22 protein-coding genes are annotated in these 26,818 nt (G+C 70.7%); 1 reads left to right on the forward strand and 21 read right to left on the reverse strand.

Annotated elements, in window-relative coordinates; translation table 11 throughout:
* Window positions 1-51: 51 nt before the first annotated feature.
* From C8K30_RS25270 to C8K30_RS25350, 17 genes are all read right to left on the reverse strand, one after another.
* On the reverse strand, window positions 52-4,518 hold the full coding sequence (locus C8K30_RS25270; RefSeq protein ID WP_108495659.1) for an FtsK/SpoIIIE domain-containing protein: 4,467 nt from the start codon (window positions 4,516-4,518) through the stop codon (window positions 52-54).
* A 1-nt stretch (window position 4,519) separates the two neighbouring features.
* Window positions 4,520-6,355 carry a discoidin domain-containing protein gene (locus tag C8K30_RS25275; protein WP_233257438.1) on the reverse strand — a complete coding sequence of 612 codons (1,836 nt, stop codon included), beginning with the start codon at window positions 6,353-6,355 and terminating at the stop codon, window positions 4,520-4,522.
* Window positions 6,348-8,009 carry a LysM peptidoglycan-binding domain-containing protein gene (locus C8K30_RS25280; RefSeq protein ID WP_108495661.1) on the reverse strand — a complete coding sequence of 554 codons (1,662 nt, stop codon included), beginning with the start codon at window positions 8,007-8,009 and terminating at the stop codon, window positions 6,348-6,350. Before C8K30_RS25280 ends, C8K30_RS25275 begins: the two co-directional genes overlap by 8 nt.
* 59 nt (window positions 8,010-8,068) lie before the next feature.
* Window positions 8,069-8,779 (reverse strand): hypothetical protein, encoded by a 711-nt coding sequence (locus C8K30_RS25285; RefSeq protein WP_108495662.1) that lies wholly within the window; start codon window positions 8,777-8,779, stop codon window positions 8,069-8,071.
* Window positions 8,776-9,429, reverse strand: coding sequence for a hypothetical protein (locus C8K30_RS25290; RefSeq protein ID WP_108495663.1), 654 nt, complete (start codon window positions 9,427-9,429; stop codon window positions 8,776-8,778). The genes C8K30_RS25285 and C8K30_RS25290 overlap by 4 nt, the downstream gene beginning before the upstream one ends.
* Entirely contained in the window at window positions 9,426-10,841 is a 1,416-nt protein-coding gene (locus C8K30_RS25295; RefSeq protein WP_108495664.1) for a hypothetical protein, read from the reverse strand. The genes C8K30_RS25290 and C8K30_RS25295 overlap by 4 nt, the downstream gene beginning before the upstream one ends.
* 80 nt (window positions 10,842-10,921) lie before the next feature.
* Window positions 10,922-11,203, reverse strand: coding sequence for a hypothetical protein (locus C8K30_RS25300; RefSeq protein WP_108495665.1), 282 nt, complete (start codon window positions 11,201-11,203; stop codon window positions 10,922-10,924).
* 4 nt (window positions 11,204-11,207) lie between these two features.
* On the reverse strand, window positions 11,208-11,504 hold the full coding sequence (locus C8K30_RS25305) for a WXG100 family type VII secretion target (RefSeq protein ID WP_108495666.1): 297 nt from the start codon (window positions 11,502-11,504) through the stop codon (window positions 11,208-11,210).
* A gap of 249 nt (window positions 11,505-11,753) precedes the next feature.
* Window positions 11,754-12,527, reverse strand: a complete 774-nt coding sequence (locus tag C8K30_RS25310) for a hypothetical protein (protein ID WP_233257439.1) — start codon at window positions 12,525-12,527, stop codon at window positions 11,754-11,756.
* Complete coding sequence (locus C8K30_RS25315; RefSeq protein WP_108495667.1) at window positions 12,524-13,168, reverse strand: hypothetical protein; 645 nt, start codon at window positions 13,166-13,168, stop codon at window positions 12,524-12,526. Before C8K30_RS25315 ends, C8K30_RS25310 begins: the two co-directional genes overlap by 4 nt.
* Window positions 13,168-14,571, reverse strand: a complete 1,404-nt coding sequence (locus C8K30_RS25320; RefSeq protein ID WP_108495668.1) for a hypothetical protein — start codon at window positions 14,569-14,571, stop codon at window positions 13,168-13,170. Before C8K30_RS25320 ends, C8K30_RS25315 begins: the two co-directional genes overlap by 1 nt.
* 62 nt (window positions 14,572-14,633) lie before the next feature.
* Entirely contained in the window at window positions 14,634-14,915 is a 282-nt protein-coding gene (locus C8K30_RS25325; protein WP_108495669.1) for a hypothetical protein, read from the reverse strand.
* Window positions 14,916-14,920: 5 nt separating this feature from the next.
* On the reverse strand, window positions 14,921-15,217 hold the full coding sequence (locus C8K30_RS25330) for a WXG100 family type VII secretion target (protein ID WP_108495666.1): 297 nt from the start codon (window positions 15,215-15,217) through the stop codon (window positions 14,921-14,923).
* A gap of 254 nt (window positions 15,218-15,471) precedes the next feature.
* Window positions 15,472-16,908, reverse strand: coding sequence for a lipase family protein (locus tag C8K30_RS25335; RefSeq protein ID WP_199230694.1), 1,437 nt, complete (start codon window positions 16,906-16,908; stop codon window positions 15,472-15,474).
* Window positions 16,909-17,260: 352 nt separating this feature from the next.
* Window positions 17,261-17,875: a DUF6580 family putative transport protein gene (locus tag C8K30_RS25340; protein ID WP_233257440.1), complete on the reverse strand. Its 615-nt coding sequence runs from the start codon at window positions 17,873-17,875 to the stop codon at window positions 17,261-17,263.
* The gene (locus C8K30_RS25345) at window positions 17,854-18,294 is read right to left on the reverse strand and encodes a DUF4430 domain-containing protein (protein WP_108495670.1); all 441 of its coding nucleotides are present in this window, start codon (window positions 18,292-18,294) and stop codon (window positions 17,854-17,856) included. The genes C8K30_RS25340 and C8K30_RS25345 overlap by 22 nt, the downstream gene beginning before the upstream one ends.
* 242 nt (window positions 18,295-18,536) lie before the next feature.
* A complete protein-coding gene (locus C8K30_RS25350; protein WP_108495671.1) occupies window positions 18,537-20,660 on the reverse strand; it encodes a type IIA DNA topoisomerase subunit B in 2,124 nt (707 codons plus the stop codon).
* A gap of 223 nt (window positions 20,661-20,883) precedes the next feature.
* Between C8K30_RS25350 and C8K30_RS25355 the strand changes: the two genes are divergently transcribed.
* The gene (locus tag C8K30_RS25355; protein ID WP_020014335.1) at window positions 20,884-21,090 is read left to right on the forward strand and encodes a hypothetical protein; all 207 of its coding nucleotides are present in this window, start codon (window positions 20,884-20,886) and stop codon (window positions 21,088-21,090) included.
* Between the two features lie 119 nt (window positions 21,091-21,209).
* Here the strand turns inward: C8K30_RS25355 and C8K30_RS25360 are convergent, their stop codons facing one another.
* The 4 genes from C8K30_RS25360 to C8K30_RS25375 form a co-directional block, all read right to left on the reverse strand.
* Window positions 21,210-22,739, reverse strand: coding sequence for a LamG domain-containing protein (locus C8K30_RS25360; RefSeq protein ID WP_233257441.1), 1,530 nt, complete (start codon window positions 22,737-22,739; stop codon window positions 21,210-21,212).
* A gap of 16 nt (window positions 22,740-22,755) precedes the next feature.
* Entirely contained in the window at window positions 22,756-24,291 is a 1,536-nt protein-coding gene (locus tag C8K30_RS25365) for a SpoIID/LytB domain-containing protein (protein ID WP_108495672.1), read from the reverse strand.
* Between the two features lie 170 nt (window positions 24,292-24,461).
* Window positions 24,462-26,135: an RNA polymerase sigma factor gene (locus C8K30_RS25370; protein WP_369941197.1), complete on the reverse strand. Its 1,674-nt coding sequence runs from the start codon at window positions 26,133-26,135 to the stop codon at window positions 24,462-24,464.
* 308 nt (window positions 26,136-26,443) lie between these two features.
* The gene (locus C8K30_RS25375; RefSeq protein WP_108495674.1) at window positions 26,444-26,809 is read right to left on the reverse strand and encodes a universal stress protein; all 366 of its coding nucleotides are present in this window, start codon (window positions 26,807-26,809) and stop codon (window positions 26,444-26,446) included.
* Window positions 26,810-26,818 lie beyond the last annotated feature (9 nt).

Consider the following 26,818-nt stretch of genomic DNA (forward strand, 5'->3'; position numbering starts at 1 on the left):
TGTGGTCACCCCGCAGGGCCCCGCCCCCCGGCCCGTCCGAGCAGCGCAGCCCTACAGCGTCGGCACCAGCACCGTCATCAGCTCGCCCGAGCCCAGGTGCACCATCGCCTTGCCCGGGTTGACCTGGGTCGACACCGCCGATCGCGGCATGCTCACCCCGACCAGGTCGCCGTGGAACCGGTCCTGCGGGCTGAGCAGCGCACCCCGCCGGCTCTTCTTGACGTCCACCTGCCAGCCGGAGAACCCGCCGGCCACCTCGGAGGCCTCGCCGCCGATGATCAGCCCGCGCCGGTTGTCGGCGGCCGTGCGCAGGTACGCGCGCAGCCAGGTCTTCGCCGGAATGTCGGCCACGAGCTCGGCGTCGTCGACGACCAGCACGACCGCGGCGTCGTCCGGGTCGAGGTGCGGCGCCAGCTCCTCCTCGGTGACCTCCGTGCCGGTGAAGACGGCGCGCACGCCGTCCCGGCCCTCGAAGTCGCGCAGGATGCTCGGGCGCGGCGCCATGACCACCACCTGGGTACCACCGCGCAGCAGCGACTCCGTCATCACGGCCAGCATCGTGGACCGCCCCGACTTCGACGGGCCGGCCACCAGGAAGGCCGGCGCGTCCCCGGCGAGGTCCATGCCGAACGCGGTCAGGTCGTCACCGCCGACGCCGAGCAGCGCCCACATCGGCTTGGCGGCCTCCGGGCCGACGTACTGGTAGGCCGCGTCCACGGTGATCGTGGACGGCAGGTCGTCCACGCGGAACGGTCCGGTCCCGGGCACCACGTCCTCCCGCTCCCTGATCCGGGCGGCCATCTCGCGTGCGGCGCCGGTCTGGGCCCGACCCGCAGGGTCGTTCCCGAGGATCGCCACCTGCACCTCGAGCCCGCTGCCGGACCGGAAGGCCCGCCCGGGCTGGATCTCCTCGGGCAGCTTCTTGTGGTCGATGCCGACCATCCCGTAGTCGAACCGGTCGGTGAGGCGCAGCACGACGGCGTCGTCCGTCAGCACGCTCATCCGGCTCGACAGCAGGCTGCGGTCGCCGGACAGCACCAGGTGGATGCCGGCGCTCGCGCCGTCGCGCAGCAGCTCCTGGACGATCTCGACGAGCTTGCCGCTGTCGACCTCGCCGTAGGTGCTCATGAAGCTCTCCCAGCGGTCGATCAGCACGAGCACGCGCGGGAGGCGGGTCCCCGGGTCACCGAGCTCGCGCTGTTCCGTGACGCTGGCGAAGTTCCCGGCCGCGAGGACCTGCTGGCGCCGGCCGAGCTCGGTCTGCAGGCGCGTGAGGAGCCGCTTGGCCCGCTCGGCCTGCCCACGCTGCACGACGGCGCCCGTGTGCGGCAGCTCGTTCAGCACCGTCAGCGCGCCGTTGCCGCAGTCGATCGCGTACAGGTGCAGGTCGGCCACGGGCATGGCGTCGGCGGCCGCGAACGCCGTGGTGCGCAGCGTCGTCGAACGGCCGCTGCCCGGCGCGCCGACCACGTACCGGTGCCCGAAGTCGTCCAGGTCGATGACGGCGGGACCCTGGCGCTGGTCCGACGGCGAGTCCTCCATGGCCCACGCGAACTGGGACCCCGCACTCGGCTGGGCCAGCTCGTCGAGCGGGAGCAGGTCCTGCAGCGCGGGTAGCCACGGCCGCCGCGGGACCGGCCAGCCACCCATCCGTGCGGTCTCGCGCAGGGTCTCGACCAGCGCGGCGAGGTCGGTCTCCACGTTCTCGTGGCGCTTGACCCGGGGCCGGCTGGGCGGCGGCGCACCGAGCTCGGCCAGCGGCACGCGCGCGACGAACGGCGACTCGACCTGCCCGACGTCGGACAGGGAAAGGCGCCGTCCGCCCACGCGGGCGGACTGGAACGGGACCACCGAGGACGCCCCGAGCCGGGCGTAGGCCCGGCCGGGCTGCGACTTGGCGATGTCCGCCGCGTCGTTCGCGTCGATGACGTCCTTGGACTCGCTCTTGTCCGTCATCCGCAGGGCGACGCGCAGGTTCGTGTTGGCGCGGATCTCCGGGGAGATGACGCCGGACGGGCGCTGCGTCGCGAGGATGAGGTGGATACCGAGCGAGCGGCCACGCTGGGCGATGTTGACCAGCCCGGTGACGAAGTCGGGCAGCTCGCGCGCCATCGAGGCGAACTCGTCGATGACGATCATCAGGCGCGGCAGCGTGGGGCCGATGTGCCCGCGGCCCTGCGCGTCGAGGTAGTCCTCCAGGTCCTTCGCGCCGGCCGCCGCCAGGATGTGCTCCCGGTAGGTCAGCTCGGCGCGGAGCGAGTCGAGCGCGCGCTCCACGAGGTGCGAGTCCAGGTCCGTGACCATGCCGACGGTGTGCGGCAGCTGCTCGCACTGGCTGAACGCCGCGCCGCCCTTGTAGTCGACGAGCACGAAGTTCATGGTCTCGGGCGTGTTCACCACCGCGAGCGACGCGACGATGGTCTGCAGGAACTCCGACTTGCCGGACCCGGTGGTGCCACCCACGAGGGCGTGCGGCCCGTCGCGCACCATGTCGAGCGTGAACGGCCCGTCCAGCGAGACGCCGACCACTGCCGCGGTGCTGCCCTTGCCCCCGTTGGAGATCATGCGCCACCGGGCCACCATCTCGTCGGCGTCGACCTCCTCGATGCCGAGCACCTCGACGAGGCGCGCCGAGTCCGGGATCAGTCCCTCGCCCTCGGTGGCCGTCACGTCGTGCACGGCGGCGACGGCGCGCGCCACCGGCTCGTACCAGTCGTCCAGCACCTCGTCCACCAGCACGGCCCGCAGGTCGTCGGTGTCCTGCCTGCGCAGCGTCATGCCGCCGTCGACACGGGCGAGCGCCACCACCGTGCACTCCTCGGGCAGCAGCTGCTCGTCGCCGTCCAGACAGACGACGCTCACGCCGACACCAGGGCCGTCGCGCAGGATGGACACGACGCCGGGCAGCGCGCGCAGGCGGCGGGCGCCGTCGAGCACCACCACCACCTGCGGGCCGGCCATGATCTTGTTGCTGTTCCCCTCCATCGCGGCGCGGCGCTGGGTGATCACCGAGTTCAGCTCGGCGACGCGGGCGGAGAGGGTGTCAGTGGTCGTCCCGATCAGGGCTACGGCCTCCTGCCCGAACGACGGGCGCACGTGCGGCAGCCAGGCCGCCCACGCCCAGTCCTGCACGTGCTCGGAGCTGGTCAGCACGTAGACCTGGACGTCGCGCGGGCTCTGCAGCACGCCGAGCTGGCCCACCATCCACCGGGCCCGACGGCGCGGCCAGTCCCCCGGGCCGGCCAGGCCGACCACGCCTGCCTCCTTCAGCGGCACCGTGACCGGCACGGACCGCACGGTCGCGCGGGTCTTGCGGCGGTGCTCGGGCTCGGCGCTGTCCTCGACCTCGACGCGGCTGGTCGCGTCCGCGAGCCCCAGCCGCACCGTGAGGTGGTCGCCGTCGGTGCTGCGGCGCTCCCAGAGGCGGCGCGTCGGCGTGGTCGCGATGAGCCGCAGCTCGGCGGCGCCCGGGCTGGAGACCCGGCGCCGGTGCTGCTCGCGCCGCACCGCGTCCAGCACCTCCTCCTCCAGCGCGGCCCGCTCCTCGGCGTGCTGCTTGAGCCGCTCCTTGTGCGTGACCACGCCGTTGCGCTTCTGCATCCACCAGTTGCCCCAGCCCATCAGGGGCGAGGCCAGGGCGAACATCAGGTAGTACGGCTGCTGGAACACCATCGCCATCACGATGCCCAGCACCGCGGGCATGGCCATGCCGAGCCAGGGCAGCGGGTTCCGGCTGGGCGCCTGCGGCTCGGCGGGCAGGCGGAAGTGCGTGGCGGGCATCGGCGGCAGCAGGCGCGGCGGCCGGTTGTAGTCCAGGTGCCCGGGCTCGGCGGCCGGCCGCAGGTCGGCGTCGGGCCGCGTGGCCGACTGGACCGTCAGGACGCTCGGGCCGATGCGCAGCTGCGTGCCCGCCGCCCACGGGGCCTCGTCCTCGCCCAGCGGCTCCTCGAGCCGGTCCAGCTGGACCGGCTGACCGGCGGACCGGGGGTCCGGCACACGCCGCACCCGCACCGCGCCGTCGAGCGCTACGACGACGCCGATGGCGGCCAGCCCGCCCTCGCGCGGCTCGTCCACCCGGACGCGGCCGTCGGGGCCCACCTGCAGGATGGACTCCCCGACGCCGAGCCGGACCACGGCGCCGGTGCCCGTGCCGCCCGTGACGCACAGGTCGACGGGACCGCCCGAGGCGCCGGACCCCATACCGGGGTCGGCGAACGTGACGACGGCGCCGTCCCGGATCCCCGATTCTGCGGCGAGCGCCTCGACGCCCGTGGCGTTCCCGTCGCGGACCGCGCGGTCCTGCACTCCGCGGTCCTGCACTCCGCGGTCCTGCACTCCGCGGTTCTGGACCGAGCGATCCTGGACCGCACGGCCGTCGACATACATCGTGCTGCCCTTGGGCGCGCCCACCTCGGCCGCCAGCCGTTCGGACAGGTCGGCAGTCTTCGTGCGCTCGTCCAGGTCAAGGGACAGGAGCGTCTCCCGCGCCCCGTGGCGCGCGGTGATCAGAGCGTGCATGTCATTCGCCTCCCCGCCGCACGGCGGTCTGTTCGTCGAAGCGCACGTCGGGCAGGAACCCGCTGCGCAGCCAGCCGTCGTCGCCCGCGGTGAACCGCCACTTCGCCGACCCGGACTGGCCGAGGACGATCACCACCCAGGTGAACTCCGGGCTCGCGAACCGGGCCGCGAGCATGTCCTGCTGGGCGTTGGTCGGCGCCTGCGACAGCACCAGCACCCCGCCGTCGCCGACCTCCAGCTCGGGAACCACCTGCTCGATCCCAGCCAGGTGCTCCACCTGCTCGGGCTGGGGCAGGCCGTTGCCGACCATCACGACGCGCGGGTCGTTCGACCACGGGTTGCCGGTCAGCTCACCGAGCCACCGGCGCAGCACCTCGTGCCGGACCCGGGTGGGCCCGTCCAGGCTGATCACGCCCCTGGCCACGGAGAAGTCGACGAGCACCCGGCCCGTCTCGCCCATGCCCAGGTTGACCAGCCGGGAGAACTGCGCCGTCGAGCCCTCCGACGCCGCGCCCGACTGCAGCTTCGCCAGCGGCGCCGACCAGCTCTGCCCGTCCTCGCTCACCAGCCACGGCTCCGGGGCGGGCGAAGCCGGGTTCGTCAGCCGCAGCCGCAGCGAGCTGCCCTCGATGAACACGCCGGTCGTCGCCGGGATCTCCAGCCCGTCCCGCTCGCACGAAGCGATCAGCACCCGCAGCGCCCGGTCCACCGTCCACGCCGCCGACGTGTCCGTCCGCAGCAGGCTGTCGTCGAACGGCTCGGTCCGCTTCCGGCGCCGCACCAGCCAGATCCCCAGGAAGACCAGCCCGGCGAGCACCAGTGCCCCGCCGGCCCCGTACAGGATCGGGGCGATCGGGCCGACCGCCGCGGTCTCCTCCGCGCCCTGCACCTCGCCCGCCTCCGGCGAGGACGAGGGGGACGCCTGGAGCGACGAGGACGCCGACGGCGAGGCCGACGACGGGTCGTACCCGGGGAGCTTCCCGAACTTCAGCCCCCGCCCCGTCGCGTCAGCAGGCATCCTCATCACCCAGCCCGGCTTCAGCGTCCTGGGGTCGGTCAGGTACTCGCCGTCGGGCTGCCGGTGCCCCTCGGTCAGCTCCGAGATCTCCGGCCACCGCTCCCGGTCACCCAGGAACCGCTCGGCGATGTCGTTCAGCTTCTCGACATTCCCGTCCGGCGTCGCCTTCACCACGTAGTACAGGACCGAACCCGGCGGCCCGCTGCGGCTCGGCACGGGATCAGGTTCCTTCGACGGTGTCGGCGAAGGAGCTGGCTGCTCCTGCTCCAGGTTCGGCGTCGGCTTCGGCTTCGGTGACGCCTTCGGCGACGGCTGGACCGGCTCCGGCTCGGGCACGCCGAAGACGCGCATCTCCCAGATCGAGTTGCCCGCCGCCGTGTCGTTCCGTTGCGTGGAGTACATCCGCACGTAGCGGCCGGCGCCGTCGACCGGGATCACGTCCGAGCCGCCGTCGCTCGCGTCCGTGGACCACAGCACGCGCCAGTTCTCGGCGTCGTCCGACACCTCGATCGAGTAGACCCGCGCGTAGAAGTTCTCCCAGTCGATCTCGACTCGTTTGACGGTCGCGGTCTGCTGGAGGTCGACCCAGATCCACTGCGGGTCGGCGTAGGCGCTGGACCAGCGGGTCAGCCCGTCACCGTCCACCGCGAAACGCGCGGCCAGCTCCGGGCGCTCGAGCCCCGAGGCCACCGCCGGCTTGTCCTGCGAGAGCAGCACCACCTGCTCGTCCTGTGCCTGGGCCGGGGTGAACCCGGCGACCAGCATCAGCAGCGCCGTCGCCAGTGCTACCAGTGTGGCGCGTGTCGAATGGTCACTCACCGGCCCGTCGCACCGCCATCTGCTCGGTGTAGCGGACGTCGGGCAGGAACCCGCTCCGCAGCCAGCCGTCGTCGCCGGCGGTGATCCGCCACTTCGCCGACGCCGACTCGCCCAGCACGATGACCACCCAGCCGAAGCTCGGGGAGGCGAACTTCGCGGCGAGCATCTCCTGCTGCGCGGCCGACGGCGCCTGCGACAGCACCAGCACGCCGCCCTCCGCCGCCTCCAGCTCGGGGATCACCTGCTCGATCGCCGACAGGTGCTCGGCGAGCTCGGGCTGGGGCAGGCCGTTGCCGACCATCACCACCCGCGGGTCGTTCGACCAGGGGTTGCCGGTCAGCTCGCCCAGCCACCGGCGCAGCACCTCGTGCCGCGCTCTGGTGGGGCCGTCCAGGCTGATCAGGCCGCGCGCGGTGGCGAAGTCGACGAGCACCCGGCCCGTCTCGGCCACGCCGATGGTCACCAGGCGCGCGAACCGTGCCGTCGACTCCTCCGACGCCGCGGCCGACTGCAGCTTCGCGAGCGGGGCCGACCAGCTCTGCCCGTCCTCGTTCGCCACCCACGGCGCCGGCGCCGGGGAGGCCGGGCTCGCCAGCCGGAGCCGCATCGACGCGCCCTCGATGAACACCCCGGTAACCCCTGGCAGGTCCTGGCCGTCGTGCTCGCACGCGGCGACCAGCACCCGCAGGGCCCGGTCCACCATCCAGGAGGCCGAGCTGTCGGTGCGCAGCAGGCTGTCGTCGAACGGCTCCTCGCGCCCGGCACGCAGCCTGCGCACCAGGAGCACCCCGCCGAAGGCGGCGGCGCCCAGCAGCACCACGGCACCGATCGCGATCAGCACCGGGACCAGCCAGGAGGGGCTCCCCCCGGCGTCGTCCGCCGCGACCGCCTCGTCCGTGGCGCTCGCCTCGGGGGACGAGCTCGGACCCGGGAGCGGACCGTGCTGCAGGCCCTCACCCTTCGCATCCTTCGGGAGCTTCAGCACCCAGCCCACCGTGACGGACTCCGGGTCGGTGAGCTTGCCGCCGTCGGGCTGGATGCGGCCCTTGTTCATCTTGAAGATCTCCCGGTACCGCTCGCCGTCGCCCAGGAAACGCTCGGCGATCGCGTAGAGGAACTCGGGCTCGCCCTCCGGCGTCGTGGCGATCACGTAGTACGGCACCGACGGTTTGGCGGAGGCCTTCGGCGACGCCCCGTCCGCCGGCGCGCTCTCCTCCGTGCCGCTCCCGGCGTCCGCGGGCGCCGTGGGCAGCACCCCGAACTCGATGCCTTCGCCCTCCGCGTCGTCGGGCATCTGCATCACCCAGCCCGGCAGGACGGCGGCCGGGTCTGTCAGGACGTTGCCGTCGGGCTGGGTGCGACCCTTGTTGAGCTCGAAGATCTCGGTGTACCGGTTGCCGTCGCCGAGGAATCGCTGCGCGATCTCGAACAGGAACTCCTGCTCGCCGTTCGGCTTGGTCTGCATCACGTAGTACTTGACCTTCTCGCCCTTGCCCTCGTCCGCGGCGATGGCGGTGCGAACGATGGCGGGGGCGGTGCCCCCGAGAACCGAGCCTGCGACCGCCGGTGCGGCTGTCGCGAGAGGGACCGCGACGGCGGTCGTGAACAGGGCGGCCGCCGCGAGTGCGGCGGCGGCGCGGTGGGCGTGGTGCACGGTTGCTCCGTCTTCAGATGTGTCGCGTCAGTCAGGGTTGTTCTTGCCCCGAACCCGGCTCACGCGGAGCCGGGGACGGTTCGTTCGGGCAGGTTCAGGGGGTTCGCGCCGGGGCCGGACCAGCGGAAGGTGGTCATGATCGCGTCGAAGAAGAGGACCAGTGCCTCGGCGAGCAGCTCGGTCTTCTCGCTGTTCCAGAGCGTGCTGAAGGAGAGGACGAGCCACTCCCCCGCCGCCTCGTCGCGCGAGACCACGTACAGGACCTGGCGGGTCGACACCTCGGGCCAGTCGGGACCGCGCCGCACGTTGTGCTTGGTCTGCACGACCCGCACCGCTGGACGGCCGTCGAGCTCGGCCGGGTCGCTCTGCTCGTACCCGCCGGACAGGATGCTCGTCACCACCCGCAGCGGGTCCTGACCCGCATCGCTGACGACCTCCACCTCGGCGAGGGTCGCCGGGACGAGCACGCCGTCCATCGGCTCGGTCGGCAGATAGACCGCGCCGGTACCTGCCTCCCGCGCCTCGCTGAGGGTCTGGTGCAGCTCGTCGCGCAGCATGTGGCGGTACGGCTCGGCCCTGTCGCGAGGCATCGAGTCCGGCAGCGCCCGCGCGACCACCTGCTCGATCGCCGCGTCCAGCTCCCGTGCCCGGCCCTCGCCCGTCGGGAACCGGGCCCAGCCCGGCGGCAGCAGCATGGTCCAGCCGTCGGTGGGCTTGCCGTTCGCCTGCTTGCCGTCCGCCACCGCGGACGAGGTCGGCACGTCGCTCATGAGTCGCTCCTGGTGATCGTGATGGCCGCCAGCAGCTCGTCGAGAGCTTCCATCATGAGCGGGACCGCGAAGAGGTCCTGGGTGCGCCAGAGGAGCACCGTGTCGACCACCGCGTCTTGGTACTCGGTCCGCCGCCCGAGGCCGACGCTCAGCCAGGCGGCACCGTCGTTGGCGATGTCGAGCCGGCTGACCCGCACCCCGTCGCCGTCGGGCAGCTCCAGATAGTCGACCGTCGGCGGGTTGAGCGGGGTTCCGCCTCCCTTGGCACCCAGTGCCTCGAGCAGCGCGTCGTCCGGCTCTCCCGGATCGCTGCTGCCGACGGCCACGAGCACGGGCACGGGACCGCGGTCCGGCAGGCCGAAGCCCGCCACCACCCGTTGGCCGTCGCCCGCAGCCCCGTCCGCCTGGGCCCGGAGGTTGGCTATCGCGGCCGTCGCGGCCTCCAGAACCGCTGCCCGGTCGTCGTCCGACAGGTCGAAGCCCTCAGGAGCCTGTTCCGCGAACGAGGCCCGGAGGGCCTCGGTGACCTCTTGCTCCCACACCCTGATCGCATCGGGGGTCTCCGTGCCTGCTGCGGGTACCACCAGCCACCCCTCGGGCGGATCGATGGTCCAGTCCAGCTCGCCGACACCGGCGGTGCGCGCGCTCACGGGTAGAGCGCCGGCGTGTAGTTGTGCTCCTCGTCCCACTCCGCCCAGGCCCAGTCGCCGCGTGAGTCGGAGTCCTCGAAGATGTCCGACGGCGCCATGATCGCGGGAATAGCACCTGCCGCGAAGCCCCAGAAGAAGTTAAGGGGCCCCATCGTCCAGACGAACGGCGTGATGGAGGCGAACCCCGGGAGACCCATCCGCCCGAAGATGCTCAGGTTCTTGAGAATCGACGGATCCGGGAGGCCGACCATGTCGTTGAACGTCCACGCCCCCCTCGGGTTCTTGATGATCGCCCAGTCCCCCGGGCTGATCTTGAACTTTCCCCAGATCTTCGAGAAGAACGCGCCCCAGCCGGAAGGCCCGACCTTCGTCGTGACGTTGCCGATGCTGCCGGCTCCGCCGAGGAGGATGGGCGGCGGCTTGAAGGTCAGCAGCTTGCCGAAATTGAGGCTGGCGAACAGCTTGGAGAGGTTGGGCAGTCCCTTGAGCGCCGCGATGAACGTGGGAATGCGCGCGGCGAAGTTCTTCGCCAGATCCATGAACGTCTTGCCGGCCTTGGCGAGGTTCATCGCGACCTTGCCCAGGCCGAGGGTCAGCACACCGAGTATGCCGAAGATGACGTTGACCCAGCTGGACTCCCCCGCGATGGCGAGGACCGTGCTGCCGAGCAGGCCGACCAGGGCGACGCCGAGCGCGAGGGTGGCGAGGAACTGTAGCCCTGGTACCAGCATCGCCAGGATCGCGAGCGCCATCCCGATCCAGCCGAGGATCTCGACGATCCACTTGAGGGCCTTGTGGAGGAAGGCTTCCCAGCCGCTGTGCCCGAGGCCGTCCTCGCCCCAGTTCTCCTTGATCTTGGTCGCTGCCCGGTCGGCCGCCGCCTGCAGGGTCTCCAGTGCCGCCTCGCACTTGGCCTTGGCCGCGTCCAGATCGGCCTTCGCGCCCGCGATCGCGTTCGTCCGGTCCTGCGAGTCCCGCCTCTCGCTGTCGGTCAGGGGCGGGGCGTCGTCCGGCCGGTCCGCGTTCACCGGGTCGGGCATGCCCTCGGCGCCCCGCTGCTTGGCCGCGGCAGCCTCCGCGTCCTTCAGCGCCGTGCCGGTCTCCGAGCGCGCCGTCTCCAGGGCCGGCTGGTACTCCTTGAGCGCGGCGTGCACGTCCTCGTACCGGCCCGCGACGGCGGCCAGACGCTCGTGGCTCTCGCCCGCCTTCTCGCGTATCGCGTCGGCCGACTCGCCCTTGAGCAAGGACTCGTCGCCTTCGCCGACCTTCTTGAGGAGCGCCGCCTGCGTGGTCATCATCTCGGCGATCTCTTTGTAGTGCCGGATCACCGCGTCCAGGCCGGACGCCTCGGCCGGCACCGGGTCGTCGTCGTGATCCAGCAGATGCCACTCACCCACGCGGGCGGCGCTCATCCAGTCTCCTTCTACGTTCTCGGGTCTGCCCTCGGAGCCCGTCGGGTCTCGAGCAAGCTGTCCAGCTCGACCTCGGTGGCCTATTCGGGCTTGAGCGAGTTGTCCAGCTCGGTCTCGGTGTTGTTCCAGGTCTCCGCGGACTGCTCCATCTTTTCCTGGAGGTCCTCGAGGTTGCCCGTGAGCTTCTCCCGCTTGACCCACCAGCTGCTGATGAAGTCGTCCATCGCGCCATCCACCGTCTTGTGACCCCAGATGTCGCCGCCGTCCCACATGGCGTCCATGTTCTTGAGCTCGTCGATGACGAGCTTGAGCTGCTTGGCGCCCTCGTCGATGACCTCCGAGGTGACTATCAGGTCAGACATGGCGTCACTTGTTCAGTGCGTTGGCAAGCTCTTCGTCGGTCTTGCGGAGCGCGTCGGCGGCCTGCTTCAGGTACTCACCGATACCCGTCAGGCCCTCCATGATCTGCTTGCCACCCTTGTCGAGCTCCTTGTACGACTCGTCGAACCGCTTGGACGACTTGTCCGTCACGTAGCCGTCCTGGACCAGGTTGTCGACCATGGTGCGCAGCTGGTCCAGCTTCGCCTGCATGTCGTCCGACTCCTGCTTCATACGCTGGGCAGCATCTTCCATCTGCCCGAAGGTCACACTGATGTTTGCCATGATCGCGGTCCTCTTCCAGTAGTCCGTCGGAACGTGACGACCGTACACGAATCGGACACATCGGGATGAATTCCTCAGCCGGAGAACCGCGCCTCCGCGCCCCCGCGGTCCGGCCTCGCGCGGCGCCAAGGCGCCGCGATTCCGCAGGTAGCGGGCGCGCCGTACGTGATATCCCGTATCTTTGGCCGACGCCGCCGGCCGCAGCTCGCGCCGTGGCCGACGGCGGCGCCGCCGCAGCCCGGAACTCACTCAAAAGTTCAGGGGGTTCGCGCCGGGGCCGGCCCACCGGAAGGTGGTCATCACCGCGTCGAAGAAGAAGACCAGCGCCTCGGCGAGCTTCTCGCCCTCCGCGCTGTTCCAGACGGTGCTGAACGAGAGGATCAGCCACTCGCCGTCGGCCTGGTCGCGGGACACGACGTACACGACCTGGCGGGTCGACACCTCGGGGAGATCGCCGTCGGGGTGCGCGTCGAGGGTGGTCTCGACGACGCGTACGCCGGGCCGGCCGTCGATCTCGACGAGCTCGCTCTCCTCGTAGCCGTCGGCCAGGACCTCCGAGACCACCTCGAGCGGGTTGCTGCCCGGATCGCTGACCAGCTCCAGCTCGGTGAGCGACCCGGGGATGATCACGCCGTTCATCGGCTCCGTGGGCAGGTACACCGCCCCGGCTCCGGCGGCGCGCGCGTCGGCGAGCGTCGAGCGCAGGCCGTCGGCGAGCATGCGCCGGTGCGGTTCGGCCGAGTCGCGCGGCAGGTCGTCGGGCAGGGCGCGTGCGACGACCTCCTCGATGGCCTCGTCCAGGTCGCGAAGGTGCTCCTCACCGGTCGGGAAGCGGACCCAGCCGGGTGGGAGCAGGAGAGCCCAGGCGTCGGTCGGCCGGCCGCCCACGGCCGGGTCGGCAGTGGTCTGATCGGTCGCGGTCGGATCGGTCGCGGTCGGATCGGTCGCGGTCGGATCGGTCGCGGTCGGATCGGTCGCGGTCTGATCGGTCGCGGTCGGATCGGTCGCGGTCGGATCGGTCACGGTGCGCTCCTGGTGATGCTAACGGCCGGCAACAGCTCGTCGAGCAGCTCGGTCATGGCCGGGCCCTGCAGCAGATCCTGGGACCGCCACTGCAGCACGGTGTCGACGACGGCGTCCGGGTGCTCGGTGCGCCGGCCGAGGCACACGCTCACCCACGCGCCGCCGGTCTCCGGGTCCAGGTCCAGGCGGGTCACGCGCATCCCGTCCCCGTCCGGCAGGTCGACGTGCTCGATCTTGGGCGGCGCGACGGAGTGGCCGCCGGTGGCGCCGAGCGCGGTCATGAGGTGGTCACCGGGGTCGTCGGGCGGCTCGATGCCGACCGTGACGAGCACGGGCACGGGCGCCGAGTCGGGCACTCGGAAGGTGGCGGCGACGACGGCGCCGGCGTCGATCACGCCGTCGGCGAAGGCGCGCAGGTTGGCCACGGAGGCCACGGCGACGCGCTCACGCAGCGCGTTCAGCGCCTCGCCGGTCTCGTCGTCGGCCTGTTCCTCGGGGGCGTCGTCGAACGAAGCGCGGATCACCTCGGTGATCTCCCGCTCCCACGTCGCGAGCAGCTCGGACGGCAGTGCATCGGTCGTGGGGACGAGCAGCCAGCCCTCGGGCTCGTCGACCAGCCAGGTCCATCCGTTCGCCGCCATCAGACCGGGTTCTCCCCGGTGAGGCCGGAGTAGTTCGCGTCGTGCCAGCCGTCGTTGTTCTTCCGCGGGTCGTTCGGGTTCAGGATCGACGGGTTCATCATGCTGAACGGGCGGCCGAACCAGCCGATCGTGTAGGCGATCGGCCCGACGTACATCCACGGCTTGATCCGGTAGATGTTCCCGAGCAGCCCGAGATTGCTCGCGATCTTGTTCACGTCCCTGATGTCGCTGATACCGATCAGGCGGTCCCAGCGGTAGTCGCCCTTGGGCCAGGCCTTCGTGAGGCGGCTCCAGTCCTCCTTGAGGACCCACTTCGGATTCTTGAAGATGTGCCACCAACCGGGACTGACTCGTGTCTTGAGCAGGAAGTCCCCCATGCTCCGGAAGTTGCCGACGGCCTTGAACAACGCGTCCCTGACCCCATCACGCGCGGCCGGGGTCAGGTTGCGAAGCGCGAACGCGAGAGTGCCGATCTTGTCCTTCGCCAGGTTCAGCTGCACCGGCCCGGCCTTCGTCAGGCCGAGCCCCTGGATGCCCTTGAGCTTGCTCGCGATCTTCGCCGCGATGCCGATCCCCACGAGGCTCAGCACACCGAGGATGACGCCGAGCCAGCTGCCCTCGCCCTGGGCGGCCAGGATGAAGCTCGCGACCACGGAGACCACGGCGACCCCGATACCGATGAGCGCGATGACGTTCAGCCCGGGGATCAGGATCGCAAGCACGGCGAGCGCCAGCCCGATGTACGTCAGGATCTCGACCAGCGCCTTGAGGAACTTGTTGAGCCGGTGCACGAAGGCGTCCCAGCCCGAGGTGTGCAGCCCGTCGACCTTCCAGTTCTCCCGGATCTTGGCGGCGGCGGTCTCGGCGGCGAGCCTGAGCGCCTCGAGGGCGCCGGCCACCTTCTGCTTGGCCGCCGCGATGCCGGAGCCTGCGGTGTTGATCGCCGCCTCGCGGTCCGACGACGCGGTCTTCTCCTTGTCGGTCAGCGGCGGGGCGTCGTCCGGCCTGGTCGCGTTGACCGGGTCCGGCATGCCCTCCGCGCTCTGGAGCTCGCGGTTGGCCTTCTCCGCATCGGTCAGGGCGTTCCACGTGTCGGTCCGGGCAGTGGTCAGCGACGGCTCGTAGGTGTCGAGCGCCGAGTGCACGTCTGCGTACCGGCCGGCCGCCTTGTCGAGGGCCCCTGCGCTCTCCCGGGCGCGCTTGCGCATGGCGTCCGCGGACTGTCCCTTGAGGAGACGGACGTCGCCGTCGCCGATCCTCTTGAGCAGGGCCGCCTGCTCGGTCATCGCCTCGGAGATCTTCTTGTAGTGGGCGATGACCTCGTCCAGCTCCGAGGGATCAGCCGGGACCGGGTCCGAGTCGTGGTCGACCAGTGACCATTCCCCCATGCGGGCGGCGCTCATCCGTCTCCTCTTCTGCTGCTGTCACATAGCGGTGGCTGCTGCCCGGGTGGCGGCGGGGCGTCCTACTTCTGGTCGAAGGTCGAGGCCAGCTGGTCCTCGGTGTCGGTCCAGGTCTTCGCCGCCTCGTCCATCTTCTTGGTGAGGTTGTCGAGCTGCTGCTGGAGCTTCTCCCGCTTGACCCACCAGTCGTCGATGAAGTCGTCCATGGCGCTCTTCAGGACCTCGTGGCCCCAGATCGCGCCGCCGTCCCAGAGCTTCGACATGTTCTTGAACTCGTCGTTGATCGCCTTGAGATCCCTGGCGGAGTCCTCGAGAACCTCCTTGGTGACTACCAGATCAGCCATCGCGATTACTTGTTCAGCGCGTTGGCGAGTTCTTCGTCGGTCTTGCGGAGCGCGTCGGCGGCCTGCTTCAGGTACTCACCGATACCCGTGAGACCCTCCATGATCTGCTTGCCACCCTTGTCGAGCTCCTTGTACGACTCGTCGAACCGCTTGGACGACTTGTCCGTCACGTAACCGTCCTGGACCAGGTTGTCCACCATCGTGCGCAGCTGGTCCAGCTTCGCCTGCATGTCGTCCGACTCCTGCTTCATACGCTGGGCAGCATCTTCCATCTGCCCGAAGGTCACACTGATGTTTGCCATGACTGAACCTCTCGCTCGTGCGTCGCGGACGGTCTCGCTCGTGCACCGCAATCGTCATCAATCGGACTAACCGGGCAGCGACCTAGGTGTGAACGGCTGACGAACGACTCACGACGCGACGACGACGGGCCCGGCGCGTCGCGCCTGGCCCGTCGTCGTTCGCACAGAAAGTGCCCCTCACCAGGTATTTCACCCGGTGGTGCTGCGGCTTCCCACGCCCTCAGCCGTGCATGCGCTCAGCAGTGCAGTCCCGCTCAGCAGTGGACCAGGAACGGACGGTCCTTGAACCTCCGGTCGAGGAACGCGACGACACCGGGCGCCCCGGTCACCATCGTCGAGACGTGCTCCCCGAGGTGCCACTCCCACTGGACGTCCGCGCCGGCGGCGCAGTACTCGTCCCGCAGCGTCCGGGCCTGGCCCGGCGCGACGATCTCGTCGAGCGTCCCGTGGAAGAGGCGGATCGGCACGTCCGGCGGGTTGGCCCCGAGCCGGTTCTCGTCGAGCCGCGCCTGCCACTGCGGCGACTGCAGCGGGTCGGTCGTCGTGAACATCCCGATGTTCTGGAACGCGTGCGCGAGCGTCGCGTCCACGCAGGCATCCTTCTCCCGCTCGAACGTCTCCCGCCCGCGCTCGTTGAGGTACGACTCGAGGTCCAGCTCGGGGTAGGCGGCGTCGAGCCCGTAGGCCGCGAACAGGAGGAACCCGAACCCGACCTGCCCGTCGAGACCCTCGGCGACCTCGCTGAGGTCGGCGGGCACGCCACCCGCCGCGACGCCGACCAGGTCCAGCTCCGGCGCATAGGTGGGCTGCAGCTCGCCCGCCCACATAGCGCCCCCGCCGCCCTGCGAGTAGCCCGAGAAGGCGACCTTGCCACCGGCCTGCAGCCCGGTGGCGGGCAGGTTCGTGGCGGCGCGCACCACGTCGATGACGGCCCGCCCCTCCGACTGCCCGACGACGTACGTGTGCCCGCCCGGCGTGCCGAGCCCCTCGTAATCGGTCACCACGACGGCCCAGCCGGCCAGCAGCATCGGCTCGATGAAGGGCCGCTCGTAGTCCAGCCAGCGCGACGGCGCGCACGTGTCGCCGACGCCGCGCGTCCCGCTCGCCACGGACACGATCGGCCGCGGGCCCTCGCCCCGCCACGGCGTGGTGGGCACCAGCACCCGCCCGGTCACGGGGATGTCCCGCCCGGTCGCGTTCGTCGAGTGGTACATCACCAGGTAGTTGCGGGCGCTGAGCTGCCGCGGCTCCTCGCGCCACCGGACCACCTCGCCGTCCGCTCCGTCCGGCAGCGGGTCGGGCGGGGTGTAGAAGTCGTCGACCGCCACGGCCTGGCCGGGCACCACGGGCACGTCGAGCATGTCGGACGCCGCGGCGGAAAGTCCGGACGCGGCAGCGGCCTGCCCCGACGCGGCAGAGGCCTGCCCGGACGCGGCGGAAGCCTGCCCGGACGCAGCGGAGAGTCCGGACGCGGCGGAGAGCCCGGGCGCCGCAGCGGCATGCCCGGACAGGGCGGAGAGATCGGACGCCGTGGCGGCCGGGACGGCGGCCACGGCGGGTAGCGCCAGCGTCGTCAGGGCCGCGGCGACGGCGGTCCAGTGGAGCCGAGCGCGGCGTCCGGGTGTCCGACGTCGGCCGGAAGCGGGGATGCGGGACGCGGACTGGGCGTGCGAATCGGTGTCGAGCGGCATCGGATCTCCTCGGTGAGGTCCCCGGGCACTCGGCGTTGAGTGCCCGGGCCCGCGAGCGGGCCACTACTGACTCTAACCGCAATAGCATCCGGACAATAGGGTCCGGCCCTGTTCCGCGCGATGACCGGTCAGGTCCGTCGGCACCGCCGAGCACGGTCCGCTGTCACCAGGCGTCGCTGAGCTCGGTCCGTTGTCACCGGACATCGTCCAGTTCGGTCCGCTGTCACCGGACTGCGTCGAGATCGGTCCGCTGTCAGCAGACTGCGTCGAGATCGGTCGGTTGCACCGAGATCGGTCCATCGATGGGCCGATCTCGGTGCAACCGACCGAACTCAGCGATCCGTGGGCCTGCTCAGCCCTTGGCGGGGGCGGGGGCCGTCAACGCGCTCGCCTCCGCGCGCTCCACCAGGCCGGCGACGACGGCGGCGAGCGGCACCAGCACCAGGTTGCCCAGCAGCATGGTGCGCAGGAACGGCAGTCCCGCCACGTAGCTCGCGAGCAGCCCGTCCAGGGTCGACGGGTACAGCCCGTCCATCAGCCACACGCCGAAGTTGGTCCAGGCGAAGAACCACAGCGAGCCGGCCACGCCCACACCGAGCGCGGCCGCGTACCGGCTTGGCCCCCTGAGGTGCCGCGCGAGGATCGCGCCCGCGCCCACCACCGCCCACGCCGACCAGGTGAACCACATGATCTGCGTGTTGCCGAGCACCGCGTCGCTCACGGCGACCACGGCGAACGGCACCACTGCCGCCCACCGGTTGCGCAGCAGGAGCACTGCGAGGAATGTCGCCGCGGTGGCGATCTCGAGGTTCGGGGGCGCGCCCAGCCCGGGCGCGACCAGCCGCCACAGCACCGCGGCGGTCAGCACCAGCACCACTGTCGCCGGCCGCCACCAGCGGTGGGCCAGCTCCCGGACCGTGAGGTCGCGCCGGTCGCCCGACGGCGTCAGTACGTCTCGATCGTCCACGTGATCTCCTGACCGTCCTCGGTCTCCAGTGTCCCAGCACCGACCTGCGCGGGCTCGCCGTCCACGGACAGCGACCAGAACTCCTTCTTCGAGTCGTCCGCCGCGCGGCCACCGATCGCCGTCACGAATGCGTTCTCGCCCTCACCCGTGACCTCGGCGGACGGGTCCGCCTCGAGCAGCAGCTCCAGGGCGGTCGAGCCGGTCCGCCCGGCGTAGCTGAAGGTGTCCGCCCCCGGCTTCTGCGCATCGCCGTCGGACGGCGATGGGCTGGCGGCGTCCGACTGCTGGCTCAGGGTCGCCGAGACCATCGGCTCCGGGTCGGCGGCCGGGCCACCGCAGGCCGCGAGCAGCCCGGCGACGAAGAGGGCGGTGGCCGCCGAGCCGAGGGTCCGGAACGGGCGGCGAGAAGTCGTGTTCACGCTCGCGAGTCTAGGTTGGCGCGCGCCGCGGGGCGCCGCCGTCTCAGGCGCCGGGCGGCCCGGACGCCGAGCGGCTCGGACGCCGGGCTCCTGAACGCCTCAGCCGGCGGTTCGCTCCCGGCGGGAACGCCATGCCACCCCGACGGCGTCGCAGGCGCGCTTCGCCTGGCTCCGGGCCCACGCCCGCGCGATCGGGGACGGCGAGACGGAACCCCGACGGACCGTCTCGGCTCACCCGCAGGTCAGGCGTCGATCCGGGAGCGGTCCAGCTCCGCCGCGCCCGCGATGAGGAACTCCTTGCGGGGAGCCACGTCGGTGCCCATCAGCAGCTCGAACGCCCGCTCGGCGGCCTCGGCATGCTCCGCCGTGACGCGTCGGAGCGTGCGGTGCCTCGGGTCCATGGTGGTCTCCGCAAGCTGGTCGGCGTCCATCTCGCCCAGGCCCTTGTACCGCTGGATGTCCGGCTTGTAGCGACGCCCCGCCTTGTCGAGCTTCTTGAGCGTGGTGCCCAGCTCGGCCTCCGAGTACGTGTAGATGTACTCGTTCTTGCGCCGGCCGTTGCCGATCACCTCGACGCGGTGCAGCGGCGGGACAGCCGCGAACACGCGCCCGGCCTCCACCATCGGCTTCATGTAGCGGTAGAAGAGGGTCAGCAGGAGGGTGCGGATGTGCGCGCCGTCCACGTCGGCGTCGGTCATCATGATGATCTTGCCGTAGCGCGCGGCCTCGATGTCGAAGGACCGGCCGGAGCCCGCGCCGAGCACCTGGATGATCGCCGCGCACTCCGCGTTGCGGAGCATGTCGCTGATCGACGCCTTCTGGACGTTCAGGATCTTGCCGCGAATCGGCAGCAGCGCCTGGAAGTCGCTGGAGCGCGCAAGCTTCGCGGTGCCGAGCGCGCTGTCGCCCTCGACGATGAACAGCTCGGAGCGGTCCACGTCGTTCGAGCGGCAGTCCGCCAGCTTGGCCGGCAGCGAGGAGGTCTCCAGCGCGTTCTTGCGGCGCGAGATCTCCTTCTGCTTGCGGGCCGTGATGCGCGCGCGCATCTCGGCGACGATCTTGTCGAGCAGCAGCGAGGCCTGCGTCTTCTCGTCGCGCTTGGGGGAGGTCAGCCGCGCCTGGATCTCCTTCTCGACCACCCGGGAGACGATCTGGCGCACCGGGCCGGTGCCCAGCACCTCCTTGGTCTGCCCCTCGAACTGCGGCTCGGAGAGGCGCACGGTGACCACGGCGGTGAGGCCCGCGAGCACGTCGTCCTTCTCGATGCGCTCGGCGCCGTCCTTCGTGGAGACCTTGAGCTTGCGCGCGTTGGTCTCCACGCCCTTGCGGATCACCTTGAGCAGGCCCTGCTCGAAGCCCGTCAGGTGCGTGCCGCCCTTGGGCGTCGAGATGATGTTGACGAACGAGCGCACCTCGGTGTCGTAGCCCGTGCCCCAGCGCAGCGCGATGTCGACCTCGCACTCGCGCTGCACCTCGCGCGGGGACATGTGACCGCGCTCGTCCAGCACCGGGACGGTCTCGGTGAAGTTGCCCGACCCCTGCAGCACCCACGTCGCCGTGACGGGCGTGTCGGGGGCCAGGAACTCGACGAAGTCGGCGGCGCCGCCGGTGTGCTTGAAGGACTCCTCGTGCGGGCCGTTCTCGCCCGGCGTGCCGGGCAGGCCGCGCTCGTCCCGCACCACGATCTCGAGGCCCGGCACCAGGAACGTGGTCTGCCGGACGCGCGTGACCAGCTCGTCGTAGCTGAAGACCGCGGACTTGGGGAAGATCTGCCGGTCGGCCCAGTAGCGCACGCGCGTGCCGGTGCGGCCGCGCGGCACCTTGCCGACCACGCCGAGCTCGGAGTGGTCCACGAAGGGCTGGAACGCCGCGTCCGGGCTGGGGCCCGAGGCCGGGTCGGAGAACGTCCCCGGCTCGCCACGGTGGAAGGTCATGCGGTACGTCTTGCCGCCGCGGTCCACCTCGACGTCGAGGCGCGCGGACAGCGCGTTCACCACGGACGCGCCGACGCCGTGCAGGCCGCCGGACGCCTGGTACGAGCCGCCGCCGAACTTACCGCCCGCGTGCAGCTTGGTGTAGACCACCTCGACGCCGGTCAGGCCCGTCTTGGGCTCGATGTCGACGGGGATGCCGCGCCCGTCGTCCGAGACGGTCACCGAGGTGTCGGCGTGCAGCACGACGCCGATCTTCGTGGCGTGGCCGCCCAGGGCCTCGTCGACGGAGTTGTCGATGACTTCCCAGAGGCAGTGCATCAGGCCACGGGAGTCGGTGGTCCCGATGTACATTCCGGGACGCTTACGGACCGCCTCGAGACCCTCGAGGACGGACAGATGGCGAGCGGTGTACGACTCGGACGTTGCGGTCACGGCGACAGCGTAGACGAGGACACTGACAACGCTGGTGAGGAGCCTCGGTGAGGCGCCTCACGACGGGTCGTGTGACAACAGAATTCACCCCATGACGGAAATTACCCTTTCAGCGCAATTGGGGGCGGATGGGGTCCAAGACTGTGAGGCACGCCGCTATGCTCGCAGCGAACCGGCCACATGGGCTGGCATGAACCGCGCGAGCGAATGGTTGGATGGAGATGTGACGACCTTGACGACCGAACCGCTCACCGCCCTCGACCGCTGCGACCGCTGCGGCGCGCAGGCCTACGTGCGCGTCGTTCTGCCCGTGGGCGAGCTGCTCTTCTGCGGCCACCACGCACGCGCACACGCGTCCGCTTACGCGGACGTCGCCACCCATGTCCAGGACGAGACCGACCGGCTCCACGCGGAGCACGGCCAGGCCTGAACCCAGGCCGGAAACCCACCGGACCCATGACTTAGACCAGGCAGAGATCACCGACGGCGGTGGGTCACCTTGCGAGGTGACCCACCGCCGTCGTCGTCCCCGGCGCCGCTCGGGCGGGGTCAGCCGGCGGCGAGCTCCGCGACCTCCGCGGCGGACAGCGCCCGGTCGAAGACCCGGACGTCGTCGACGTCGCCCCGCATGTGGTCGACCTCGTTGCCGCCGTACTGGCCGCGACCGATCACCAGGGACCCCTCGGTCTCGGGCGCCGTGCAGACGTCCTTGGTGGCCACGAGCTCTCCGTCCACGTAGAGCGACAGCTCACCCGTCTCCGCGTCACGCACGCCCGTCAGGTGGTACCACTGGCCCGGGACGGGCTTGGTGGGCGACAGCGCCCGCGTGCCCACGAAGCTCATCGCCCAGCGCTGGTCCTGCCCCGAGTACTGCAGGAAGAACGCGCTGTTGCTGCCGGTGTCCTGGCTGACCACGGTCTGGAAGCCGCCGTCGGCCACGTCCAGCCTCGCCCACGCCGAGACGCTGTAGGAGCCGTCGGTGCGCACCAGGGTCCGCCCCGTGTCGGCCTCGCCGGCGCCGTCGAACGACAGGCCGCCGCCCGCCACGCCGTCGGCCCAGGTGGTGCCGGTCAGGGTCGCGTCGGCGTCGCCGACGCCGTCCGCCGCCACGGTGCCCGCGCCCTCGGAGAAGCCCCAGGAGTGCACCCCGGCCAGGCCGGGCGTGCCCGGGTCGACCACGGGCGGCTCGCCGCCCGTGCCGTCCGCGCCCTCGATGATCGACTCGTTCACGTCCCGGACCTGGCCGAAGTCCATCTTCTCGACCTGCCGGTCGTAGGTGAAGAAGCCGTTGACCTCGTGCTCCACGTCCGTGATCTGCGTGTAGATCGACCCGCTGATGCCGCACTGCTGGGCCGCGGTGAGCACGTCCTCCTGGTTCTCGACGTAGCGGCGGGTGAGCGTGGCGGCGTCGGGCGTCATCTCGTACGCGTGGCCGTCCTCGAACCACATGTGGCCGTCCACCTCGAGGCCGAACCCGCCGTGCTCGCCGTCGATCGAGGCGCGCGTGGCGTCCGGCACCGGCTGGACCGGGCCCACGTACTTGTGCCAGTCGATGATGTCGCCCGCACCGCTGTCCCCCAGCGAGTCGCAGCAGTTGACGCCCGAGTGCGCGTTCACCAGCCGCGACGGGTCCTGCACCTTGACCTCCCGGGCGATCCGCCCGGTCGCCTCCTGGAACCACTCGCCCCAGCCCTCGTTGAAGGGCACCCAGCCGATCACCGAGGTCCAGCTCGAGTTCTGGTCGACCATCTCGTGCAGCTCGCGCTCGAACCGCTCCTGCGCCTCGACCGGCGGGCGGCCGGGCTTCATCGACGGCATGTCCTGCCACACCAGCAGCCCGAGGCGGTCGGCGTGGTAGAACCAGCGGTCCGGCTCCACCTTGATGTGCTTGCGCACGGTGTTGAAGCCGAGCTCCTTGTGCTGCTCCAGGTCGAACGCGAGCGCATCGTCCGTCGGCGCGGTGTAGATGCCGTCCGGCCAGTAGCCCTGGTCGAGCGTGGACAGCAGGAACAGGATCTCGCCGTTGAGGGTGACGTGGTTGCGGCCGTCCTCGCCCTGCGCGATCCCGATCTCGCGCATCCCGAAGTAATTGAGATTATTTCTGCGGGGTCACCGTGTCCGCCCAGGAGCCCCGGAAGCCGAGCGTGGTGCGCCAGCCCTCGGCAGTCTTCGTCAGGGTGCGCGTGGTGCCCTGGACCGACACCGCCTCCATGGTCTTGATCTGCCCGCTGGAGTAGCGCGCGGTCACCTTGACCGACTTGGCCCAGGCCAGGTCGAAGATGCTCTTCGCCTCCGTCTGCGTGAGCGTCCCCGTCCAGGAGTTGTTCGGGTTGCCCGGCGCGTCGGCCGAGTACGGGTCGTCCACGTGCTGGAGGTGGGACTGCGCGGTGGTGCCGAACGCGTCCTGGTTGTTGGTGGTTCCCGAGAAGACGCCGCCGTGGCCCGACGACGCGAAGTACGGCGTCTCGGCGATACCGCCGGACGTGTTGCGCACTACCGTGACGGTCGAGGCGTCGTCCTGCCGGGTGGCGTCCACGGCCGCGCGCCACGTGTCGCCGGCCTCGCCGTCCTCCTTCTTCCAGCCGGTGTAGTTCTGGCTGCTGGTGTCGTCGTAGAGGTGGCAGTCGCACGAGGCCTTGAGGCCCTCGGTCTTGTCCAGGATGGCGTAGTTGCGGGCGACGATCGCCTGCGCCTGAAGCGCCGCGGCCCCGCCGTAGCTGGCCGTGCCCCACAGCGACGGCATCTCCTCGAGCCCGTAGAGGTACTCGTCGTTGATGACCACCTGGTTGACGACGTTGGGCCGCGGGTTGGGGCTGGTGATCCGCAGCCGGCCGTGGCGGTAGCTGCCCTGCGCGCCGGACACCGTCACGGTGCCCGCGTCGCCGTCCCAGTAGTCGGTGCCCGTCCACTCCAGATAGAGCGTCTGGCGGGCGCCGATCGTCTGCACCACCGTGCCGTTCTCGGTGACCTTGGCGGTGACGCCCGCCGTCGTCCGGGCGATCGAGATCTTGCGCGCCGACGTGCCGGTGGCGAGCTGCGCCAGGGCGCCGTCGAGCAGACGCCACGAGCCGGCGGACAGGCTCAGGGTGGTGGTGGCCGGGTCGGCCACCTTGCCGAGCACCTGCACGTCGATGGTCGTCCACGGGTTGGGGGCGGTGCTCACCGTCGCGCCCGGGTAGTAGTGGCTCAGGATCTCGGCCGTCGTGCTGCCCTCGCGCGCCATCTGGTAGGCGCCGTACTGCGACATGCCCACGCCGTGCCCGCTGCCCGAGCCGGCGATGCTCCAGGAGCCCGGCACCACTGTGATCTTCAGGTGCGCGCTCGTGGCCCGGGTCGTCTTGAACCGGTAGGTAGTGGTGACGGACGGGTTGACCGACGCGGTCGCCTTGCCGGTGGAGCCCGTGGTCACCGTCCTGATCCGGACCCACTCGCCGTCGCTGTACCGCTGCAGGGCGACCGACGCGTTCACCCTGGGGGCGCCGTTGTACTCGTAGACCACCGAGAGGGTCTTCGGTGTGGCCGCCGTGGTGGTCGACGTGCCGGACGCGGTCAGCGTGTAGCCGGCCGCGGCGGCGGGCACCGCGGACAAACCGACCGCAAGGGCCGCGGCAAGAATCATGGCAAGGATCATGGCGAGGACGGAAGCGACCGCTCGGGCGGGACGTGCTCCGGGAGCGACACTGATCAATGTGGACACATCGGGCACATTTCCACATGGCGACGCCGGGCGGGTGAGCTTCCGGAGAAGTTCACCCGCCCGGCGTTCAGGTCGGCGTCCGAGCCCGCGGCTCGGTCGAGCGTCTAGTCGAGGTAGTCGCGCAGCACCTGCGACCGCGAGGGGTGGCGCAGCTTCGACATCGTCTTGGACTCGATCTGACGGATGCGCTCACGCGTCACGCCGTAGACCTTGCCGATCTCGTCGAGCGTCTTGGGCTGGCCGTCCTGCAGGCCGAACCGCATGGAGACCACGCCGGCCTCACGCTCGGAGAGGGTGTCGAGGACCTGGTGCAGCTGCTCCTGCAGGAGCGTGAACGACACGGCGTCAGCCGGCACAACTGCCTCGGAGTCCTCGATGAGGTCACCGAACTCGCTGTCGCCGTCCTCGCCGAGCGGGGTGCTCAGCGAGATGGGCTCGCGGCCGTACTTCTGGACCTCGACCACCTTTTCGGGGGTCATGTCCAGCTCCTTGGCCAGCTCCTCCGGCGTGGGCTCGCGGCCCAGGTCCTGGAGCATCTGGCGCTGCACGCGGGCCAGCTTGTTGATGACCTCGACCATGTGCACCGGGATGCGGATGGTGCGGGCCTGGTCGGCCATGGCACGCGTGATCGCCTGCCGGATCCACCAGGTGGCGTAGGTCGAGAACTTGTAGCCCTTGGTGTAGTCGAACTTCTCGACCGCACGGATCAGACCGAGGTTGCCCTCCTGGATCAGGTCCAGGAACAGCATGCCGCGGCCCGTGTACCGCTTGGCCAGCGAGACCACGAGGCGGAGGTTGGCCTCCAGCAGGTGGTTCTTGGCGCGCTTGCCGTCGTGCGCGATCCACTTCAGGTCGCGCTCGAACCGGCGCTGGTCCTTGTCGTCCCGGTCGAACTCCGTGGTGGCGAGACGCTCCTCCGCGAACAGGCCGGCCTCGATGCGCTTCGCGAGCTCGACCTCCTGCTCCGCGTTCAGCAGCGCGACCTTGCCGATCTGCTTCAGGTAGTCCTTGACCGGGTCGGCCGTGGCGCCGGCGGTGACGACCTGCTGTGCGGGCTGGTCGTCGTCGTCCGTGTCGGAGACGACAAAACCGGAGCTCTCGTTCTCCTCCTTGGCCGCCTTGCTGCCTCGGCCACGGGTCGCCTTCGTGACGATCTCGGGACCGGAGTCGGTCTCTTCCTCGGGGTCCTCGACGGCGACGCCGTCGGGCTCGATGTTGTCGTACTTCGACTTGCCCCGAGCGGCGGGCTTCTTGGCGGCGGTCTTCGCCGCCGGCTTCTTCCGCGCGCCCGTGTCTTCCTCGTCCAAGTCGTCGATCTCGTCCAGGTCGACGTCATCGGGCAGGTCGACGTCCTTTGGCTTCGCGGTGGAGCGCGTAGCGGCAGGCTTCTTCGCGGCCGGGGCCTTCGCGGCCGTCGACCGGGTGCGCCGAGCGGGCTTCTCGGCCGCGTCGCCCGCGGGCGCCTTGGCAGCGACCGCGGTGGAGCGGGTGGCCGCGGCGGCGGCCACCTTCGTCACAGTGGGTAGTCCGACCTGCACACCGGCGTTGGCCAGTGCGCGCAGCACCGCCTTGAGCCGCTTGGCGTCACCGACCTCCGCGGTCTCACATGCACGCCGGAAGTTCTCGGCGTCCACCGAGCCGTCGGCGGCGCCTCGGGCGAGGAGCTCCTGCAAGGCAGGATGCTCGAACTCACGGGGCAGGTTGTCGCGTGCAGGGACAGGAGCAATGTCCTGGGGGGCTTTCAGCGGAGTGGGCGCCACAAACCGACCTTTCGGCATTCGAGGGGGCGGTGTACCACCGGCGGGGCCGTCACTGGACCTTCTTCTTCCGCCGGCGAACATATATATTGTACCGTCGGCCTACCTGTACACCGCGACGAACGCGGTGATATGGGCAAAGTCAGTGCGAAGTCACGTCGGGCGAGGCTGCCCCGCGGGCTTTCTGATTTCACGTGCCAAGAGTCAACGAACCGGACGGCCACACCATTCCCGGTTTCGCGAATCTGCCCTGGACCAGGCCTCGGACCGCGCCGGAGACCGCTCAGATCTGCTCGGAACAGCTTCGGAACAGCTCGGAACCGCCCGGATCAGACCTTGACGGCCAGCACCGGGCAGGGCGCCTCGACGAGAATCCGCTGCGCACCTGCACCGAGGATCAGCTTGCCGACGGGGCTGCGCTTGCGCAGGCCGATCACTATCAGCTCGGCGCCGGTGCTCGTGGCGGTGCGAATCAGGTCCTCGGCAAGGTCGCCGGTGCCCTGCTCCACCCGCACGTCGACCTCGGCCGCCAGGCCGCCGACCAGCTCGTCGATCTCGGCCCGGCACTCGTCGACGGGACGCTTTCCGCTCGTGACGACGACCAGCGGAGCCTTGCGCTCCCGGGCCTCGGTGACAGCGGTACTGAGTGCCTCTTGGCCCTCGGGTGTGGCGAGGTGGCCGACGACGATCGTCATGTCAACTGA

Origin of the sequence: Promicromonospora sp. AC04, from assembly GCF_003058225.1 — a bacterium.
GTDB lineage: Bacteria > Actinomycetota > Actinomycetes > Actinomycetales > Cellulomonadaceae > Promicromonospora.

What these genes read in the sequence shown, in the direction of transcription:
- C8K30_RS25270 (WP_108495659.1), bottom strand. Translation starts at nt 4,518, where the DNA reads ATGCACGCTCTGATCACCGCGCGCCACGGGGCGCGGGAGACGCTCCTG.
- C8K30_RS25285 (WP_108495662.1), bottom strand. Translation starts at nt 8,779, where the DNA reads ATGAGCGACGTGCCGACCTCGTCCGCGGTGGCGGACGGCAAGCAGGCG.
- C8K30_RS25295 (WP_108495664.1), bottom strand. Translation starts at nt 10,841, where the DNA reads ATGAGCGCCGCCCGCGTGGGTGAGTGGCATCTGCTGGATCACGACGAC.
- C8K30_RS25300 (WP_108495665.1), bottom strand. Translation starts at nt 11,203, where the DNA reads ATGTCTGACCTGATAGTCACCTCGGAGGTCATCGACGAGGGCGCCAAG.
- C8K30_RS25305 (WP_108495666.1), bottom strand. Translation starts at nt 11,504, where the DNA reads ATGGCAAACATCAGTGTGACCTTCGGGCAGATGGAAGATGCTGCCCAG.
- C8K30_RS25315 (WP_108495667.1), bottom strand. Translation starts at nt 13,168, where the DNA reads ATGGCGGCGAACGGATGGACCTGGCTGGTCGACGAGCCCGAGGGCTGG.
- C8K30_RS25320 (WP_108495668.1), bottom strand. Translation starts at nt 14,571, where the DNA reads ATGAGCGCCGCCCGCATGGGGGAATGGTCACTGGTCGACCACGACTCG.
- C8K30_RS25325 (WP_108495669.1), bottom strand. Translation starts at nt 14,915, where the DNA reads ATGGCTGATCTGGTAGTCACCAAGGAGGTTCTCGAGGACTCCGCCAGG.
- C8K30_RS25330 (WP_108495666.1), bottom strand. Translation starts at nt 15,217, where the DNA reads ATGGCAAACATCAGTGTGACCTTCGGGCAGATGGAAGATGCTGCCCAG.
- C8K30_RS25335 (WP_199230694.1), bottom strand. Translation starts at nt 16,908, where the DNA reads ATGCCGCTCGACACCGATTCGCACGCCCAGTCCGCGTCCCGCATCCCC.
- C8K30_RS25360 (WP_233257441.1), bottom strand. Translation starts at nt 22,739, where the DNA reads ATGCGCGAGATCGGGATCGCGCAGGGCGAGGACGGCCGCAACCACGTC.
- C8K30_RS25365 (WP_108495672.1), bottom strand. Translation starts at nt 24,291, where the DNA reads ATGATCCTTGCCATGATTCTTGCCGCGGCCCTTGCGGTCGGTTTGTCC.
- C8K30_RS25370 (WP_369941197.1), bottom strand. Translation starts at nt 26,135, where the DNA reads ATGCCGAAAGGTCGGTTTGTGGCGCCCACTCCGCTGAAAGCCCCCCAG.
- C8K30_RS25375 (WP_108495674.1), bottom strand. Translation starts at nt 26,809, where the DNA reads ATGACGATCGTCGTCGGCCACCTCGCCACACCCGAGGGCCAAGAGGCA.